At 43.6% G+C, this 15,972-nt stretch carries 17 protein-coding genes and 1 tRNA gene; 15 read left to right on the top strand and 3 right to left on the bottom strand.

Annotated elements, in window-relative coordinates:
• Positions 1-71: 71 nt before the first annotated feature.
• From mfd to B1s21160_RS05280, 9 genes are all read left to right on the top strand, one after another.
• Positions 72-3,560 carry a transcription-repair coupling factor gene (gene mfd, locus B1s21160_RS05320; protein ID WP_095672691.1) on the top strand — a complete coding sequence of 1,163 codons (3,489 nt, stop codon included), beginning with the start codon at positions 72-74 and terminating at the stop codon, positions 3,558-3,560.
• The gene (locus B1s21160_RS05315; RefSeq protein ID WP_223297945.1) at positions 3,557-4,168 is read left to right on the top strand and encodes a hypothetical protein; all 612 of its coding nucleotides are present in this window, start codon (positions 3,557-3,559) and stop codon (positions 4,166-4,168) included. The genes mfd and B1s21160_RS05315 overlap by 4 nt, the downstream gene beginning before the upstream one ends.
• A gap of 6 nt (positions 4,169-4,174) precedes the next feature.
• On the top strand, positions 4,175-4,819 hold the full coding sequence (locus B1s21160_RS05310; protein WP_095672690.1) for a nucleoside triphosphate pyrophosphohydrolase: 645 nt from the start codon (positions 4,175-4,177) through the stop codon (positions 4,817-4,819).
• A 48-nt stretch (positions 4,820-4,867) separates the two neighbouring features.
• Positions 4,868-6,145, top strand: a complete 1,278-nt coding sequence (eno, locus tag B1s21160_RS05305; RefSeq protein ID WP_095672689.1) for a phosphopyruvate hydratase — start codon at positions 4,868-4,870, stop codon at positions 6,143-6,145.
• A gap of 9 nt (positions 6,146-6,154) precedes the next feature.
• Positions 6,155-6,604 carry an FtsB family cell division protein gene (locus B1s21160_RS05300; protein ID WP_095672688.1) on the top strand — a complete coding sequence of 150 codons (450 nt, stop codon included), beginning with the start codon at positions 6,155-6,157 and terminating at the stop codon, positions 6,602-6,604.
• Positions 6,605-7,162 carry a DUF501 domain-containing protein gene (locus B1s21160_RS05295; RefSeq protein ID WP_095672687.1) on the top strand — a complete coding sequence of 186 codons (558 nt, stop codon included), beginning with the start codon at positions 6,605-6,607 and terminating at the stop codon, positions 7,160-7,162.
• Positions 7,163-8,077, top strand: a complete 915-nt coding sequence (locus B1s21160_RS05290; RefSeq protein WP_095672686.1) for a Ppx/GppA phosphatase family protein — start codon at positions 7,163-7,165, stop codon at positions 8,075-8,077.
• A 61-nt stretch (positions 8,078-8,138) separates the two neighbouring features.
• A tRNA-Leu gene (locus tag B1s21160_RS05285) sits at positions 8,139-8,211 on the top strand.
• 144 nt (positions 8,212-8,355) lie between these two features.
• Positions 8,356-9,126, top strand: a complete 771-nt coding sequence (locus tag B1s21160_RS05280; protein WP_095672685.1) for a Bax inhibitor-1/YccA family protein — start codon at positions 8,356-8,358, stop codon at positions 9,124-9,126.
• Positions 9,127-9,158: 32 nt separating this feature from the next.
• Here the strand turns inward: B1s21160_RS05280 and B1s21160_RS05275 are convergent, their stop codons facing one another.
• Positions 9,159-10,343, bottom strand: a complete 1,185-nt coding sequence (locus B1s21160_RS05275; protein ID WP_223297944.1) for an MFS transporter — start codon at positions 10,341-10,343, stop codon at positions 9,159-9,161.
• A gap of 158 nt (positions 10,344-10,501) precedes the next feature.
• Between B1s21160_RS05275 and B1s21160_RS05270 the strand changes: the two genes are divergently transcribed.
• Both B1s21160_RS05270 and B1s21160_RS05265 read left to right on the top strand, forming a co-directional pair.
• On the top strand, positions 10,502-11,494 hold the full coding sequence (locus B1s21160_RS05270; RefSeq protein WP_095672684.1) for an efflux ABC transporter ATPase subunit, DrrA-related: 993 nt from the start codon (positions 10,502-10,504) through the stop codon (positions 11,492-11,494).
• On the top strand, positions 11,491-12,288 hold the full coding sequence (locus B1s21160_RS05265; RefSeq protein ID WP_095672683.1) for an ABC transporter permease: 798 nt from the start codon (positions 11,491-11,493) through the stop codon (positions 12,286-12,288). Before B1s21160_RS05270 ends, B1s21160_RS05265 begins: the two co-directional genes overlap by 4 nt.
• Here the strand turns inward: B1s21160_RS05265 and greA are convergent, their stop codons facing one another.
• Complete coding sequence (greA, locus tag B1s21160_RS05260) at positions 12,289-12,768, bottom strand: transcription elongation factor GreA (RefSeq protein ID WP_041888151.1); 480 nt, start codon at positions 12,766-12,768, stop codon at positions 12,289-12,291.
• Between the two features lie 12 nt (positions 12,769-12,780).
• A complete protein-coding gene (locus B1s21160_RS05255; RefSeq protein WP_223297943.1) occupies positions 12,781-13,185 on the bottom strand; it encodes a DUF4307 domain-containing protein in 405 nt (134 codons plus the stop codon).
• A 69-nt stretch (positions 13,186-13,254) separates the two neighbouring features.
• Between B1s21160_RS05255 and B1s21160_RS06385 the strand changes: the two genes are divergently transcribed.
• From B1s21160_RS06385 to B1s21160_RS05240, 4 genes are all read left to right on the top strand, one after another.
• Positions 13,255-13,392, top strand: coding sequence for a hypothetical protein (locus B1s21160_RS06385; protein ID WP_190276935.1), 138 nt, complete (start codon positions 13,255-13,257; stop codon positions 13,390-13,392).
• Positions 13,393-13,407: 15 nt separating this feature from the next.
• Positions 13,408-14,154 carry an SURF1 family cytochrome oxidase biogenesis protein gene (locus tag B1s21160_RS05250; RefSeq protein ID WP_095672682.1) on the top strand — a complete coding sequence of 249 codons (747 nt, stop codon included), beginning with the start codon at positions 13,408-13,410 and terminating at the stop codon, positions 14,152-14,154.
• A complete protein-coding gene (locus B1s21160_RS05245) occupies positions 14,151-14,450 on the top strand; it encodes a DUF3817 domain-containing protein (RefSeq protein ID WP_095672681.1) in 300 nt (99 codons plus the stop codon). The genes B1s21160_RS05250 and B1s21160_RS05245 overlap by 4 nt, the downstream gene beginning before the upstream one ends.
• 127 nt (positions 14,451-14,577) lie before the next feature.
• Positions 14,578-15,930: an RNA 5'-3' helicase PhoH2 gene (locus tag B1s21160_RS05240; protein ID WP_095672680.1), complete on the top strand. Its 1,353-nt coding sequence runs from the start codon at positions 14,578-14,580 to the stop codon at positions 15,928-15,930.
• The last annotated feature ends 42 nt before the right edge of the window (positions 15,931-15,972 follow it).

Here is a 15,972-nt window from a genome sequence, read left to right as displayed (position 1 = left end):
GTTAACCCCCCTTCATTTATGAAGCGGGGGTAAACGGCGTTTGGCGTAGAAATCTAGCAAGGAAGGTGGTTATGAAAAATCTACTCTCGCACCTTTCTGTGCCAATTAAAAATTACTTCAATCAACCTGGTGATTTAGTAGCACCAGCTGCAGCGCACTCACTGATATTTACAAACTTAAAGCCGCCAGTTTTGTTGGTGACAAAATCAACTAGGGCGGCGCAAGAGTTAGCAAATGAAATTATTGCATTTGAAGGTGATCAATCTGTGGTTAATTTCCCAGCCTGGGAGACATTGCCGCACGAGCGGCTTAGTCCAAAAAGTGACACGGTAACAATGAGATTTAAAGCATTGAATAAAATGCGAAATCAAGAGTGCAAATTTATTGTTTGTTCAATTCGGGCATTACTACAGCCAATTATTGATAATGATCTAGCAACATCACAGATTAAAGTTTCTAAAGCTCTCACGATTGAGATGGCAGAGTTAATTGCCAAATTAAGCAAGCTTGGCTTTGTGCGCTCTGATCTCGTTGAGCGTCGTGGTGATTTTGCAGTCCGTGGCGGCATCCTAGATTTATTCCCAGCAGATCAAGAGCATCCAATTCGAATTGATTTTTTTGGTGATGAGATCGATGAGATCTCCTACTTTGCGGTGTCAGATCAAAGATCATTAGAAAAAGTATCCACTGAGATATTGATCTATCCCTGTCGGGAGTTGTTAATTGATGATGGGGTGAAGGACAAAGCAAAAAAGTTGGCTGAAAAATTTCCTCAAATAAACCAGTACACCGACAAGCTGATTGCCGGCATCACCTTTGAGGGGATGGAATCACTCGCCGCAGGTGTAGTCGATGATTTCAAATCCATTTTGGATTATCTGCCCAAAAATTGCCAAATAATTTTAATTGATGAGCCCAGAATCAAATCCCGGGCGAAGGATTTAATTAAAACCAATGCGGAGTTTTTATCTGCCGCTTGGAGCAACCTGGCTTGGTCGCAGGAGATAAAAGTTGAGACCCCGATTGATTTAAGTCAGGAGCTAGGCAGGGGTGGCTTTTATGAGTTGGATCAAATAAAAGATATAGCCAATAAACATAATTTCAACCTGCGAAAGCTAAATCTTTACTCCTCTACGCCAGAGGATATAAGCCTTGATTTTCTGACAGAAATTACTACCTATGGTAATAAGTATGAAGTAGCTATCGCTGATATCAAGCAATGGCATAGTGATAAGTACCAGGTCATTTTCACCTCATCAGCAAATGGCACCTTAAAAAGATTTGCAGAGTTGTTAAGTAGCGCCGATCTACCAAATCAGATAATTGCTAATGATCAGGTGGTAGAAAATACTCACTTAATAACCTTAATTAGATCTGATATCAAGCATGGATTTATTAGTGAAGAGTTTAAAACTGTGTTAATAACCGATAAGGATATTTCAGGTCAACGCTCTGCTGATAAGGATTTAGCCCGGATGCCCTCTCGACGCAAAAAAGCGATTGATCCATTAGAGCTTAAGGCGGGTGAGTATGTGGTGCATGAACAGCATGGGGTTGGTAAATACTTAGAGTTAATTACTAGATCAATTGGTGGAATCTCACGAGAGTACTTAGTTATTGAGTACGCTGCTTCAAAACGTGGTCAGCCTGCAGATAAGTTATTTGTCCCCACCGATATTTTAGAACAGGTAACAAAGTATGTTGGTGGTGAGGCACCCGCACTCCACCGAATTGGTGGTGCTGATTGGCAAAACAGTAAACGACGCGCGCGAAAGGCAATTAAACAAATAGCAGCGGAGTTAATCAGGCTTTACGCCGCCCGAATGAGCTCTCCTGGCTATGCATTCTCAGCTGATACCACTTGGCAAAAAGAGCTAGAGGATAACTTTGCATTTGTGGAGACAATTGATCAGCAAGCAACTATTGATGAAGTTAAGCGGGATATGGAAAAACCAAATCCAATGGATCGAATTGTTTGTGGTGATGTGGGCTATGGAAAAACTGAGATTGCGGTAAGGGCTGCATTCAAAGCGGTGCAAGATAGCAAGCAGGTGGCAATATTGGTACCAACTACTTTACTGGTGCAGCAACATATGAATACTTTTTCAGATCGCTACGCCGGCTTTCCAATAAAAATCGCTGCCCTTTCAAGATTTAATACGCCAGCAGAGAGTAAAAAAGTTATAGCAGAAATTAAAACTGGGGTGGTTGATGTAGTAATTGGCACCCATCGACTTTTATCTAAAGATGTTGAGTTTGCAAACTTAGGATTACTAGTTATTGATGAGGAGCAACGATTTGGGGTTGAACATAAAGAGGAGCTGAAAAAAGCTAGAACAAATGTGGATGTATTGGCAATGTCGGCAACACCAATTCCGAGAACTTTAGAGATGGCAATAACTGGGATAAGAGAGATGTCTAATATCACCACTCCACCGGAGGAGCGCCACCCAGTTTTAACTTACGTGGGTGCTTTTGATGAAAAGCAGGTGAGCGCTGCGATCAACCGTGAACTATTACGTGATGGACAAATATTTTATATTCACAATCGGGTGGAAAGTATTGAGGCGGTTGGCGAGAGGATCAAGAAATTAATTCCTGGCATAAAAATTGGTATCGCTCATGGTCAAATGAATGAGCGGGTGCTGGAGGAGGTAATTATTGCCTTTTGGACTCGGCAATTTGATTTGCTTCTTTGCACCACCATTATTGAAAGTGGTATTGATATTCCAAATGCCAACACCTTGATTGTGGATCGCTCTGATTTATTTGGCCTTTCACAATTGCATCAATTACGTGGCCGGGTGGGCCGAAGTAGTGAACGGGCTTACGCTTATTTTTTCTATCCAGCTGATAAACCAATTACGCAATTAGCTCATGACCGCTTGACCACAATTGCTACCAATACCGATCTTGGCGCAGGTATGGCGGTGGCATTGAAGGATTTAGAGATTAGGGGTGCTGGAAATTTATTAGGTGGTGAGCAATCAGGACATATTGCAGAGGTTGGCTTTGATTTATATATGCGGATGGTGGCAGATGCGGTTGATGAGTTTAAGAGTGATTACTTTGTACAGAAGCCAAAAAATATTGATTGCAAGGTGGAGTTACCAGTAAATGCACATCTACCAGTTGAGTACATCGAATCAGAGCGATTGCGGCTAGATCTTTATCGTCGAATTGCTGAAGCACAAAGTGATGAGGTGATTGCTGAGATCAGAGCCGAGATGTTAGATCGCTTTGGCGAGCTACCAGCAGCAGCGGCAGAGCTACTTAAAGTGGCAGCACTGAGATTATTTGCTAAATCTTTAGGAATAACGGATATTGCGATCGCTGGTAAACAGTTGCGGCTCACACCCATCACACTTGCTGAGTCAGCACAGATAAAACTCAGTAGGCTTTATCCCGGCTCAATTTATAAAATGAGCAGCTCCACCCTCTTAGTTGCAAGAGTCACTGCGCCTAATTGGATAGAAGGTGGTGAGGTAGGAGATACTTCAACCCTTGCGTGGGTCGATTCAGTTCTACGTAATTTTATTCAACCGATAGTAGAAAAATGAGGATGCAATTGCTTAAGCGGATAATCACACCAGTATTGGCAATACTTCTTCTTACTAGCTGCGCCAGCATGAGCTCTGGTGTAAGTGTCGGCGAAACTAATTACTCTGGCCAGCAGATTCAAAAAGTTGTTGATGAAATATTATCTGCCCGAAAAGATATTGACACCACTGCGATGCAATTAACTCAAGGCCCAGAACTCCTTCGGGATCAAGCCCAGTTCTTAATTGTCACAGCCTTATTAGATGAGATTGCAAAGGAAAAAAATATTGTTGTTACCAAGGCGGATGTAGCAGCTAGGCGAGCCGATATTGTAATTAATGTTGGTGGTGAGAGTGAGTTGCCAACCGCATTGGTAGGAGCAAATCTTGCAGCCTCAAATCTTGATGCCTACCTGAAGGTCTTGATCATTTCTGAGCGATTAGATGCATTTTTTATTAACTCTGGCACCCCAGAGGCAGAGGCACCAGCCTTAGTAGCAAAAGCGGTGACAGATATGGCAACCAAACTAGGTGTGGAAGTAAATCCCAAGTATGGCAAGTGGAATCCAACCAACGCCTCCATTGATGCTAGTGATGCAACTGATGGCGCAGTAACCCCACTTCCTTAAACAAATATGAGTTCTGAACTCATTCGACTGCGCGAAGTAATGGACAAACTTCGCTCACCTGGTGGCTGCCCATGGGATGCCGAGCAAGATCACACATCTCTTCTTAAATACTTATTAGAAGAGTCTTATGAATTTATTGAATCGGTTGAAAACAATGATCGAGCTGCAATGCAGGAGGAGTTAGGTGACTTGCTATTGCAAGTTTACTTCCACTCTCGGATGGCGGAGGAGGATGCCAAGCAGCCCTTTAACATTGAGGATGTAGCAAAATCGGTGGCAGATAAATTAATAAGAAGGCACCCACATGTATTTGCTGGCGAATCAGTTAGTGGTAGCGCCGAGGTATTGGAAAATTGGGAAAAGCAAAAAGCTGCTGAAAAGGGTCGAAGCTCAGCAATTGATGGAGTGCCACTTGCCCAACCTGCCTTGCCATTGGCAACTAAGGTAATTTACCGATTAAATAAATTAAATTATGAGTTACCGATTGCTGAGCCAATCAAACTTGAAGGTAATATTGATCAGGATCAATTTGGCCTGATTCTCCTTGGTTTAATCAGCCAAGCTGTTGATAAGGGCGTTGATCCTGAGGCTGCACTTCGCACCGCCACTAAAGGGTTAATTGCTCAGATTCAGCAGCATGAGAAGCGGTAGAATTACCGTCATTAAATCAAGTAACAAACAAATAGTTAGGGCAAATTAGTGTCGCTGATTAAATCAATTACCGCCAGAGAGATCTTAGATTCTCGCGGAAACCCAACTGTTGAGGTAGAGGTTAGATTAGATGATAAAAGTATGGCTCGCGCAGCGGTGCCAAGTGGTGCCTCCACCGGCGCCTTTGAAGCAGCGGAGCTGCGAGATGGTGGCAAGCGATATTTAGGCAAAGGTGTTGAGCACGCAGTTAAAAATATTGTTGAAAAGATTGCGCCAGTTGTAATCGGCTTAGATGCCCTAGATCAAAAAGTAATTGATGAGAAGATGATTAACTTAGATGGTAGTAAAAATAAATCTAATCTGGGCGCAAATGCAATCTTGGGAGTATCTCTGGCGGTTGCCAGAGCAGCTGCAATCAGCACGGGCCAATCATTATTTAAGTACATAGGCAAAGCAGAGGGTAAAACTTTACCAGTTCCAATGATGAATATATTAAATGGTGGCGCACACGCTGATACCAATGTAGATATTCAAGAGTTTATGGTGGCACCAATTGGTGCACCAACATTTAAAGAATCACTTCGCTGGGGTGCTGAGATTTATCATAGCTTAAAATCAGTGCTTAAAGGAAAAGGATTAGCGACAAGTATTGGTGATGAGGGTGGCTTTGCCCCAGATTTGGCAAGCAATCGCGCAGCACTTGATTTAATTTTGCAGGCGATTGAATCAGCTGGTTTTAAGGCAGGGGTAGATATTGGATTAGCAATGGATGTTGCTGCGACAGAGTTTTTTGAAAATGGTAAGTATAAATATGAAGGTAAAGAGTTAACCGCAGAACAGATGATTAATTACTACCGTGAGTTAGTCACCTCTTATCCACTACTCTCGATTGAGGACCCGTTGGATGAGGATGATTGGGATGGCTGGCGGAATTTAACTGCGCAGCTGGGGGAGAAAATCCAGATTGTCGGAGATGATCTATTTGTCACAAATCCAGAGCGATTACAGCGTGGAATTGAAAGTAAAAGCGCAAACGCGCTGCTGGTCAAAGTCAATCAGATTGGTACTTTAAGTGAAACCATTGCTGCTGTCACCTTGGCGCATAAGAATAATTTCAAATCTATGATGAGTCACCGCTCAGGCGAGACTGAAGATACAACTATTGCAGATTTGGCGGTTGCACTCAATTGTGGACAGATCAAAACTGGTGCACCAGCAAGAAGTGAGCGAGTGGCAAAGTACAACCAATTACTGCGAATCGAAGAGGAGTTGGCAGCTGCTGCAGTTTATGCTGGGCGCTCAGCCTTTCCTCGCTTTAAAAAATAGACTAGCAATATGGTTAAGCGAAGATTTTTTGCAGCGGGATTAATTGAATCCTCGCGCAAATCAATTCAATCTGGGCTTAAAAAACGGGGATTATCAAATCGAGCGTTAATTGTGGGAATAGTTTTGTTCGCACTTGCAGTCACACTTGCTCCGCCAATTCAACATTATTTTACCCAACGCGCTCAGATCAACTCTTTGAAAACCCAATTAGCAGATAACAAAGCAATGTTAGGAAAGGCAGCAAATGAGTTGGCCCTTTGGGATGATCCTGATTACGTTGCCAAACAAGCAAGAGTGAGATTACATTTTGTTTTCCCAGGTGAGCGAAGATATATCGTGGTGGGAGATGATGCAGTGGTAGAAAATGAGAGCACTAAAGTTTCGGAGCAACTACCAATCGGTATTCCTTGGTACTCCAGATTAATTTCATCAATCACCAGCACAAATGTAAATAAGTAAATGGTTAATCTAGAAAGTACCACTGAAAGTCAGCAGCCAACTGAAAAAGATTTAGAAACAATCGCTGCTCAATTGGGTAGAAATCCCAGAGATGTGGCTGCAGTTGCCCACCGTTGTCCCTGTGGACAAGCAGATGTGGTTTCTACACCACCTAGATTGGCAGATGGCACACCATTTCCTACCTTTTATTACGCAACCTGTCCCAGATTAACTGGCGCTATATCAACCTTAGAAAGTTCTGGCTTGATGAATGAGATGAGCCAGCGCTTGCAAAGTGATCCAAAATTAGCTGGTGAGTACGCAGCAGCTCATGTTGATTATGAGGCTGCCAGGAATGGCTTAGCTGCGGTACTTAACTTAGATGTACCAGAGATATCTGGAATTACTGCAGGCGGTATGCCCGATCGGGTCAAATGCCTGCACTCATTGGTTGCACACTCCTTAGCAGCTGGTACTGGTGTTAATCCATTAGGAGATGAAGCACTAAACGCACTTGATCCGTGGTGGTTAAGTAAGCCGTGTTCGGTGATCGAAAATTTAATTAACGAGGAGCGCTAAATGGCTCGGGTGGCAGCAATAGATTGCGGCACTAACTCAATTCGACTTTTAATCGCAGATATCACCGATGGAAATTTCAAAGAGGTGGTACGGGATATGCAGATTGTTAGGTTGGGGCAAGGAGTAGATCAAACTAAAAAGTTTCATCCAGATGCAATTGAAAGAACTCTTGCTGCAGTGGAACAATTTGCAAAACAAATTACCAGCAAGGGTGTTGAAAAAATAAGGTTTTGTGCCACAAGTGCTACTAGGGATGCCTCAAACAGAGCGTTATTTATCGATGGTGTGCGCAATATATTAGGAGTAGAGGTTGAGGTAATACCAGGAGAGGAGGAGGCAGAGCTTTCTTATATAGGTGCAACTAAAGAGTTGCAGCAAAGTGATGCACCATTTTTAGTTGTAGATATTGGTGGCGGTTCAACTGAATTCGTCTATGGTGATAAAAGTGTTATTGCCGCAAAAAGTGTCAACATCGGCTGCGTACGAATGAGTGAGCGACACTTGAATACTCAACCACCTTCCATGGCGCAGGTTGCGCAAGCAATTATTGATATTGATCTGGCAATAACTCAGGCTGCTGCGGTGGTGCCAATTACCCAAGCAAAAACTTTAGTTGCAGTTGCCGGCACAGCGACAACAGTTGCAGCAGCAGCTTTAGAATTAGATAAGTATGATCGGTATTTAATTCACCTATCTAGAGTTTCAGCACAATCAGTGCATAAGGTGGCAGGTTTATTTCAATCTTTAAGTAAGGAAGAGTTAGCATCCCTGGGATATATGCACCCCGGAAGAGTTGATGTAATCACCGCTGGAGCTTTAGTTTTATCACGGGTAATGGCAGCAACTGGGGTCAGTGAGTTTGTGGCATCAGAGTCAGATATTTTGGATGGAATCGCTTGGTCACTCACTAAGTAAGGTGAGATTTGGCTGGATTTACTAGCGACTAATAGCAGGTAGATTTACCCCCTGAAGATTCGCCCCTGTAGCCCAACGGCAGAGGCATGCGACTTAAAATCGCACAAGTGTGGGTTCGACCCCCACCGGGGGCACGCTCAATTTGGCGGGATCTTCAGCAAAGTTTAAGCCAGAGTTAGCCGTTGGCGTTGGCTTAGGGAATTGGTAGTGATTAATATTTGTTAACTACCTAAGGCGGTAACCACCAACTGGTGGCCACTTTCTATAGAAGGAGAAGAATGAAGAGTTCAAACCCTGTACTGGGCAAGGCATTTAATCAACCAGCAACTATGCAAGTTGATCAACTAGAGCAAACATATAGTGCTCCAGCAGCCTCATCACTACGAACAGGTCGCATGACACTTGAAGATGTCGTTGCGAAAACCGGATTTTTATTTGGAATTTTACTTGTAGTTGGCGCAGTGGCATGGCGTGCAAATCTTGGCATGGGCGCGGTAATGCTCGGCTTCCTTGGTGGATTTGTATTGGCAATGATTATTTCATTTAGCAAATCAATTAAGCCAGCTTTAGTTATCACCTACGCAGCACTTGAAGGTTTGGCACTAGGAACATTAAGCAGCTACTACGAAGCGTTTTACCCAGGAATTGTTAGCCAAGCTGTAATTGGTACCATCGCAGCATTTGCTGGCGTACTAGTGATGTATCGCAGTGGCAGATTACGTGCCACCCCACAATTTACCCGTGCGGTAATTGGTGCAGCGATTGGTTACTTTATTCTTGGTTTAGTTTCACTTGTTGCATCATTCTTTGGTGTAGGTCAAGGATATGGTTTCTATGGAGTATCTGGACTTGGATTACTTCTTGCAGTTGCAGGAGTAGGACTTGCCAGCCTTTTCCTAGTACTAGATTTTGATCAAATTGAAAAGGGCGTTAATGCCGGAGTTCCAGAGAATCAATCATGGCGAGCAGCCTTTGGTTTAATGGTTACTGTTGTTTGGCTATACCTTGAAGTTTTACGCTTGATTTCAATCTTGCGCGGAAACCGCTAAAAAAAGCATTACCTAACAGGGGCTGTGAAAGATCACAGCTCCTGTTTATTTTTATCAGGAATTAAATCATTTTCTAAGTGTGACAATCTAGTCTCTGGCAAAATCGCAGCAAGTAAAATTGCCAGAACCCAAATTCCAGCTGAGACCAAAAATGCTGTTTGATAGCTATAAAGGTCAGTAAGTAAGCCCACAATTACTGGCCCAAAGATCATCCCTGCATCTCCTGCCATTTGCCATGCTGCAATTACCTGTCCGCCTCGGCCACGAATAATGTCGCCAACCACGCTGCCCGGGGCGGTGCCAACGTAAGCGCCACCTAAGCCAAATAACGCCATTGAAATGAAATAGAGCGCTGTATTGGTGGTAATTGCCAGCATTAAAATTCCAAACAAAACAAATGCGCTACCAAATAATAACGCAGCTTTGCGTCCCTTTTTATCTGAGTACTTTCCAGCTTTTAACATAAATACTCCCTGCACCAGTGCGCCTACAGTTAAACCAAGCCCTGCAATCGCAGCGGTGGATTTTAATTCCTCAGTCACAAATAAGGGCAAGATAGATGACCTGAGGCCAAATAAAATCCAGTTATTTATAAAAGCAAGTGCCAGGGCAATTTGATATGGCTTTAAGCGCATTGCTTGACCCAGGGTGGTCTGTCCTAATTTGCTTGTCGGGGCATCTACTTTTTTACCTAATCTTTTTTCACTTAAGAAAAATAATGCAATTGCGCCAGCGATTGCCAAAGTCGTTGAGTAAACAAAAAATGGCGCCCGCAAAGAGATTGCTGAAAGAACTCCACCAAAGGCCGGGCCAGTTATGCCGCCTAGCAAGAACCCGCCGTTAAATAATGATTGGGCACGTCCTCTAAAATCATCACCAACTGAGCGCATCAGTAAAGATCCAGCTGAGACTGAAAACATTGAGGAACCAAGGCCGCCTAAGGATCTAAATATCAATAATTGTTCATAGTTTTGCGCCAAGGCGGTAAGCAAGGTGAAGAAGGAGACCATAAATAAGCCAAAGCCAAGTACAGATCTCTCACCAAACTTGTCTACAAATTTTCCAGCTACTAAACCAGAGGAAAAGCGCACAATCGCAAAGCTAGAAATAATTAGGCCAATTGCTGTTTTACTTACACCAAATGATGAGGCAAATATGGGCAGTGCAGGAATTATTAGGCCAAAGCCCACCGCTACAAAGAAAGAAATCGAAGACAATATCGCAATCTCAGATGGCAGTTCAGCAAAGGGGTTTTTAAGGAGCTTTTTAGGTTTTATTTTAACTGCCGCCTTTTTTAATAGTGAAACTACTCAAATGAATTACTTTGATTAGTATAAGTGTGTAGTTTACTGATTTTTCTTGTTAGTATCTACTTATGAAAGCAGTTATTGCGGAAAACTTAGTCAAAACTTATAACAAAGGCACAGTTAAAGCATTAGATGGTTTAAACCTAGATGTTGAAGAGGGCACAGTACTTGGCGTGCTAGGGCCAAATGGTGCTGGTAAAACTACAACTGTAAGAATATTAGCAACCCTGCTTTCACCAGATTCAGGTAGCGCTACCGTTGCTGGAATTGATGTGCTAAAACATCCAGATGAGGTTAGAAAATTAATTGGATTATCTGGTCAGTACGCAGCAGTTGATGAGACCTTAACTGGTTGGGATAACTTAATTATGTTTGGCCGGCTTTATCATCTATCTGCCAAGGAAACTAAACAACGTGCGATTGAATTACTTGAGCAGTTTGCATTATCAGATGCGGCCAAGCGGCCAATTAAAACCTATTCAGGTGGAATGCGTCGTAGATTAGATTTGGCAGCTTCATTGATTATTCGCCCAAAGGTTTTATTTCTGGATGAACCAACCACTGGCCTTGATCCAAGAGGACGGCAAGATATGTGGGGCGTAATTGATGATTTAGTAAAGGGTGGAGTGACATTGTTATTAACCACGCAATATCTGGAAGAGGCAGATCACCTAGCTGATGAGATTGCAGTAATTGACCATGGCAAAGTAATTGCTAGAGGAACCTCTGATTCATTAAAGAAGCAGGTGGGTGGTGAGCGGCTGGAAATTGTGGTTGAGAATGAGCATATGGATTCAGTAAAAGAGATTGTTGCCAGAGTTAGCGGCAGTGCCATAAATGTTGATGAGGGGCTTCGCCAAGTATCAGCCCCAGTTACTACCGGCAGCAAAGCATTGATTGAAGCAGCAAAGATGTTGGATGAAAAGGGCATACATCCCTTGGATATTGGGCTTAAGCGGCCATCATTAGATGATGTATTTCTCTCCTTAACCGGCCATGTTGCTGAGGAGAAAAAAGATGAGGAAGTATCAGTGAGTAAGGGCAGGAGACGGGGCAAATGATTAATTTCATCTCAGATGCAGCAATAATCACTAAACGCCAACTATTACAACTCTCTCGAGTACCAGAGTTACTTTTGTTCTCAACTATTCAGCCAATAATGTTTGTATTGTTATTTAGATATGTATTTGGTGGCTCAATTGATACTGGCCAGCCAGGTGGATATGTGCAATTACTTATGCCCGGCATATTTGTGCAAACAGTTGCCTTCACCTTGGCAGGAACGGCAGTAGGTTTAGCTGCAGATATGCAAAAAGGATTAATTGATCGGTTTAGATCACTACCAATCTCAAGATCTGCAGTGGTAATTGGTAGAACTCTGGGAGATGGTGCCTTAAATATCGTGGTCTTGACCGCAATGGGAGTTGCAGGTTTTGCGGTGGGATGGCGACCAACCTCATCTTTATTTGAGGTCTTCTTAGGTTTTGTTTTCCTATTAGTTTTTGGTTTTGCGATGTCTTGGATCGGAGTGCTAATTGGCTTGTCAGTAAGAGAGGAGCGGGTGGCAACTAATGCCACCTTCATCGTAGTTTTTCCACTTACATTTTTATCTAACGCTTTTGCCCCAACCACTGGCATGCCAAGACCGTTGCAGTATGTAGCGGAGTGGAATCCAGTCTCCACCATGGTGGCAGCTTGTCGGCAGTTATTTGGACTTGAAAATCAATTTGGCGCTACCGCTGGTTCATTTCCCAGTGAAAACCCATTACAAATGTCGGTAATTTATATGATTTTAATAATGGCTATTTTTATTCCATTAAGTATTCGCAAATACAACAACGCAGCTAAAAAGTAATTAAAAGAGCTTAGCCTCAAGAATTGCAACCTTTATCTGCTTGCCATTTGGCGCTGTGTAATTAACAGTTTGCCCCACCTTTGCCCCCAGAACTGCCGCCCCCAGAGGTGATTTTTCAGAGTAGACATCAACATCACTAGTGGAGATCTCTCTGGAGCCGAGGAGGAACTTAAGTTCATCACCTGCAATATCAACTGTTACCAACATACCTAGTCCCACCACTCCAGATTCACTTGCCGGTGGTGTGCCAATGTGGGCATGCTCCAACATATGTTTTAGCTGGCGAATTCGACCCTCGATTTTTCCTTGTTCCTCCCGGGCTGCGTGGTAGCCACCATTTTCTTTTAAATCACCCTCAGCTCTTGCAGTTTCAATCTTTTTAATTATTTCCGCACGAAGTGGACCCTCTAGCTCAGCAAGCTCTGCTGCTAGACGATCTGCTGCCTCTTGGGTCAGCCAGGTTTGAGTTGGTTGGTTCATAAGTGCGCAATATTACTGGCAACTAGAAATTCCCGCATTTACTGCAGGCAATCGGGTAGGGATGGCAACAGTACGAAGATTTGCCCCCACCATAAGTGAGTCAGCAGGCATTAGATCAGTAACCTCACCAACAACATTCTTATCAATATCCCTAGCAACAACTGCGCAGTTGTGATCAGCAGATAAATCTCTGACCGAAATTTTGTAGGTGATAGAAATACTTTGCTCATCAATAACTTCAAAGGAAACTAATTCAGATCTGACGGCAGGATTTGCTGCGTTATACCCGCTCCAGGCAAACCAGGTAGCAACAACTGCAATTAGCACCCCCAGCAGCCAGTTGCGATTTTTAGGAAGCTCTTTGATCCCATACCGCTGGCGCAGTGCAGGATTCGCTAATACTTTGGGGTGGATCACAGAGATAAGTGTAGAACTATTTCACCGCAGGTAAGTAGGCTTACCTAAGTAGCTTTATAAGGAGTAAAAATGGATGAGGGCGCAAGTTTTGATATGGGGGTTGCTGGCTCCTTGACTATGATTTTTTTAACCCTAGCAACGGTGGTTTTGCTTACCAGTTTTTATCGCAGATATAAGAGATTAGTTGACCGTAAAGATCAAGAGTAATTTTTTCCACTCAGCATGAAAATATTAAAAACCACTGGCCTGCTGATCACTTGGCTGCTTTTAATCTATGGCTGCTTCGAGTTGGGAATGTGGCAATTACATCGGGCGCAAGCTTTAAATCTATCAACCGCCCCCCAGCCAGATCAGCCAGTAATTCGACTAGATCAGGTCTCCTCCGCTGGCAAGAATATGCCGATAAAGGCGGTAAATAGAATTGTTTCAGCAGAGGGTAATTACGCAGCAATTTACATTGCTCGCGATCAAAAGATTGCAGATGAAAAGATTGCAGATCTGGATGTGAGATTATTAAAGTTAAGCTCAGGTCATGCGGTGTTAGTCGCCCGAGAAGTTTTAGATCAGCAGGGTAGCCAGGTAACAGGACCGGTGGCAATTACTGGCCGGCTCTATCCGCGACAAAATGTTGACCGAGCCTTTGCTAAGCCTGGTGAGCTACCCAGAATTGATCCAGCGCTGGTGGTAAGTAAGGCGAATCCATTTTTATATGATGGGTATATTATTTTGAAATCAGAGGAGATATCTGGGCAAAGCTCCACACTTTCATTGATCCCATCCGAACAAATCTCGCAAAAACTTCCTGGTTTTTACTGGCAACATATCTCTTATGTGGTGGTCTGGTGGTTTATGGGGCTGCTACTTTTAATCGCTCCAGCATTTCCACAATTTAGGGCAAGAGGAGATAGGGTGAATAATCAAATTACTGCAGGTTCAAAGAAAAAAGTGAAAGCGAGTGTGAAAAAGTGAGCAAGATAATTTACTTCTTCCGTTTCTGGGCGCTCTGGGCAGGGGTAATGTCCTTGCTGCTTTGGTTTTTATATATGCCAGCTAAGTACTTATTAAGTGATAAAAGTATTTATGAGCAATTTATTTGGATTCCAATTGTGCATGGCTTCACCTACCCGGTCTATCTACTTGCAGCTCTAATTCTTTGTATTGCAAAGCGAAAATCCCTGCTTTCAACTGGGCTATTTTTACTAGCTGGCACCTTGCCGGTGGCCTCAATCTGGATCGAACGGCGGGTTAAATCCGGCAGGTGGTAAGGGGGTTAATCTAAACTTCACCTTTAGCCCTAGCGTGTTGACCCTAGATTTTAGGCTTAATAATTTATCGTTTGTCTTATCTTCCAAAACCTTCAAACCCCAACTAAACAGAATGTGATGACAATAATTGGCTAGTGAATCTATTGTCTTAAAGTCGGTGGCAAGTAATCCACTACTCGCTCGAATCACCTACGTTTTAGATACCTCAGTACTGCTGGCCGACCCAATCGCACTCTCTAGATTTGCCGAGCATGAAGTAATCATTCCAATCACCGTTATTGGTGAGTTGGAGACCAAACGAGATCATCCAGATCTTGGCTACTTTGCCCGAGCTGCGCTGCGCGCCTTGGATGAGTTGCGGGTAAAAAGTGGCCGGTTAGATCAACCAATTGGCATTAATGATGAGGGTGGCACACTTTCAGTTGAATTAAACCACTCTGATGTTTCAAAGTTGCCATCTGGATTTCTAAGAGATGGCTCAAATGATTCTAGAATTTTAGCAATTGCAAAAAACCTGATGGCAGATGGCCGTAAGGTGGTCTTAGTTACCAAGGATCTACCGCTGCGGGTAAAGGCATCATCAGTTGGGGTGGAGGCGCAGGAGTATCGAGCTGAGTTAGCTAGCACCAGTGGCTGGACTGGTATGGTTGAAGAGAGTGTTGGCTCAACAATTATTGATTCACTTTATGAGAAAGATAAAATTCCACATGAGTTTGGAAAGACTCATCCATGTCACACTGGAATTGTGTTGCACTCTGAAAAAGGAAGTGCACTCGCTCGGGTTACACCAGACAAACAACTTAAATTAGTAAAAGGTGACCGAGCAGCATTTGGCCTACATGGTCGAAGTGCTGAGCAACGGGTAGCTTTAGATATTTTGTTGGATAATGAAATCGGAATCATCTCTTTAGGTGGCCGGGCGGGAACTGGTAAAAGTGCCTTGGCATTATCTGCCGGACTTGAGGCGGTGCTAGAAAAACGTTTACATAAAAAGGTAGTTATCTTCCGCCCGCTTTATGCAGTAGGTGGTCAAGAGCTTGGTTATCTGCCTGGAACTGAAAATGAAAAGATGTCACCTTGGGCGCAAGCAGTCTTTGATACCTTGGGGGCGTTAGTGAGCCAGCAGGTGATTGATGAGGTGGTAGAGCGAGGATTAATTGAGGTCCTGCCCCTGACCCATATTCGCGGACGTTCCTTGCATGACTCCTTTGTAATTGTTGATGAGGCCCAATCACTAGAGCGAGGGGTTTTGTTGACGGTGCTCTCTCGAATCGGCCAAGGCTCCAGAGTGGTTCTAACCCATGACATCGCCCAACGGGACAACCTGCGGGTGGGCCGTCATGATGGGGTGGTTGCGGTGATTGAGTCCCTTAAAGGACACCCGCTCTTCGCCCATATAACCCTGACTCGCAGTGAGAGATCCCAGATCGCCGCCCTGGTAACTGAGCTACTAGAGGAGCCAATTAGCTTTACCAGTTGATTTTTACCCCTCTTGCGACATATCGGATAAATCGGACTTCAC

Source organism: Candidatus Nanopelagicus hibericus (assembly GCF_002288005.1).
Taxonomy (GTDB): Bacteria; Actinomycetota; Actinomycetes; order Nanopelagicales; family Nanopelagicaceae; genus Nanopelagicus; species Nanopelagicus hibericus.
This window is presented reverse-complemented; position numbering and strand designations above follow the sequence as displayed.

What these genes read in the sequence shown, in the direction of transcription:
- B1s21160_RS05270 (WP_095672684.1), top strand. Translation starts at nt 10,502, where the DNA reads ATGAAAGCAGTTATTGCGGAAAACTTAGTCAAAACTTATAACAAAGGC.
- B1s21160_RS05290 (WP_095672686.1), top strand. Translation starts at nt 7,163, where the DNA reads ATGGCTCGGGTGGCAGCAATAGATTGCGGCACTAACTCAATTCGACTT.
- B1s21160_RS05265 (WP_095672683.1), top strand. Translation starts at nt 11,491, where the DNA reads ATGATTAATTTCATCTCAGATGCAGCAATAATCACTAAACGCCAACTA.
- B1s21160_RS05280 (WP_095672685.1), top strand. Translation starts at nt 8,356, where the DNA reads ATGAAGAGTTCAAACCCTGTACTGGGCAAGGCATTTAATCAACCAGCA.
- B1s21160_RS05250 (WP_095672682.1), top strand. Translation starts at nt 13,408, where the DNA reads ATGAAAATATTAAAAACCACTGGCCTGCTGATCACTTGGCTGCTTTTA.
- B1s21160_RS05310 (WP_095672690.1), top strand. Translation starts at nt 4,175, where the DNA reads ATGAGTTCTGAACTCATTCGACTGCGCGAAGTAATGGACAAACTTCGC.
- B1s21160_RS05295 (WP_095672687.1), top strand. Translation starts at nt 6,605, where the DNA reads ATGGTTAATCTAGAAAGTACCACTGAAAGTCAGCAGCCAACTGAAAAA.
- B1s21160_RS05315 (WP_223297945.1), top strand. Translation starts at nt 3,557, where the DNA reads ATGAGGATGCAATTGCTTAAGCGGATAATCACACCAGTATTGGCAATA.
- mfd (WP_095672691.1), top strand. Translation starts at nt 72, where the DNA reads ATGAAAAATCTACTCTCGCACCTTTCTGTGCCAATTAAAAATTACTTC.
- B1s21160_RS06385 (WP_190276935.1), top strand. Translation starts at nt 13,255, where the DNA reads ATGGATGAGGGCGCAAGTTTTGATATGGGGGTTGCTGGCTCCTTGACT.
- B1s21160_RS05300 (WP_095672688.1), top strand. Translation starts at nt 6,155, where the DNA reads ATGGTTAAGCGAAGATTTTTTGCAGCGGGATTAATTGAATCCTCGCGC.
- greA (WP_041888151.1), bottom strand. Translation starts at nt 12,768, where the DNA reads ATGAACCAACCAACTCAAACCTGGCTGACCCAAGAGGCAGCAGATCGT.